This window comes from Herbaspirillum sp. B65, from assembly GCF_000333555.1.
GTDB classification, from domain to species: domain Bacteria; phylum Pseudomonadota; class Gammaproteobacteria; order Burkholderiales; family Burkholderiaceae_D; genus Herbaspirillum; species Herbaspirillum rubrisubalbicans.
Genome location: NZ_BADI01000024.1, coordinates 1 through 1,347 on the forward strand (window position 1 = coordinate 1; position 1,347 = coordinate 1,347).

At 58.5% G+C, this 1,347-nt stretch carries 3 protein-coding genes; all 3 read left to right on the forward strand.

Annotated features, from left to right (window positions below):
- On the forward strand, window positions 1–280 hold a 280-nt coding region (locus I5W_RS32735), incomplete at its 5' end, for a hypothetical protein (RefSeq protein WP_217284431.1).
- A gap of 36 nt (window positions 281–316) precedes the next feature.
- Window positions 317–640 carry a ferredoxin FdxA gene (fdxA, locus tag I5W_RS00465; protein WP_017454208.1) on the forward strand — a complete coding sequence of 108 codons (324 nt, stop codon included), beginning with the start codon at window positions 317–319 and terminating at the stop codon, window positions 638–640.
- 298 nt (window positions 641–938) lie between these two features.
- Window positions 939–1,347 (forward strand): NAD(P)/FAD-dependent oxidoreductase (locus I5W_RS00470; protein WP_044527779.1); only part of this gene is annotated, 409 nt, incomplete at its 3' end.

Consider the following 1,347-nt stretch of genomic DNA (forward strand, 5'->3'; position numbering starts at 1 on the left):
CGAGGGCCTGGCGCCTGCGCAGATGCGACATGCCCAAGACCCTGGCGGCGACTGGTCTTGTCGCGAGCTTGTTTATTTACTTATACGTAATCTGTATAAGCCTCATTTGTGGGAAAAATCGAATTACCTTAAAATACAAGGCTTTGCGGCGGGTTGCGCAGCGGCATCTCAAGAGCGTCCACAAGGCGCTGGAAGTCCGAATCTGCAGCTCAACCAAGGGTTGACCAGCCGCAACATGATTTTAACCGTGCCATATTGCCATCAATTGCGGCGCAGTTAGCCATCGGTTTGAAGAAATTTTACAGATAGGACAGTTATGACCCACGTTGTCACCGACTCCTGCGTCCGTTGCCGCTATACGGATTGCGTGGATGTTTGCCCGGTGGATTGTTTCCGCGAAGGCCCCAATTTCCTCGCGATTGACCCCGATGAATGCATCGATTGCGCCGTGTGCGTGGCCGAATGCCCGGTCAATGCGATCTACGCGGAAGAAGACGTGCCGGCCGACCAGCAGCAATACATCGCCCTGAACGCCGAACTGTCCCGCAACTGGCCCTCCATCACCAAGACCAAGGCACCGCTGCCGGAAGCCGAGGAATGGAAGGACAAGACCGACAAGCTGCAATACCTGCAGCGCTGATCGCTGCGGAGAATCAAACTGACCGGGCCTGTTCCGGTCCAGAATTGCGGTTGCGCATCCAGCCTGGCAGCATCATCGCCCGCGCCAGATGCGCAGCCGTTTGTATTTGACCGCCAGCCATAACCCTGACGGCCACAGGGCCAGGCGTCACCGCCCTCCAGCGTGCACCGGCCCCTTGCTTCATCCTTGCCTGGCCTATCCCACCGCCATGCGGCAACGCCGCTAGCCCGGCGCGCAGCGCTCCTGTGTGAAAAGCCTCTACTGATCTGATCTACTGAAACAGGAATATCAATAAATCATGGAAAACAATGTCCAGACTGCGGCAGTCAACGGTGTCATCGATGCCGACGCCGTCATCATCGGCGCCGGCCCGGTGGGCCTGTTCCAGGTGTTCGAGCTTGGCCTCCTGGAAATCAAGGCGCACGTGATCGATTCGCTGCCGGTGGTCGGCGGCCAGTGCGTGGAACTGTACCCGGACAAGCCCATCTATGACATCCCGGCCGTGCCGGTATGCACCGGCCAGGAACTGACCGACAACCTGTTGAAGCAGATCGAGCCCTTCTCGCCGACCTTCCACCTGGGCCAGGAAGTGACCGTGGTCAACAAGCGTGAAGATGGCCGTTTCGATGTCGAAACCTCCACCGGCACCAAGTTCATCACCAAGACCATCTTCATCGCCGCCGGCGTCGGCTCGTTCCAGCCGCGCA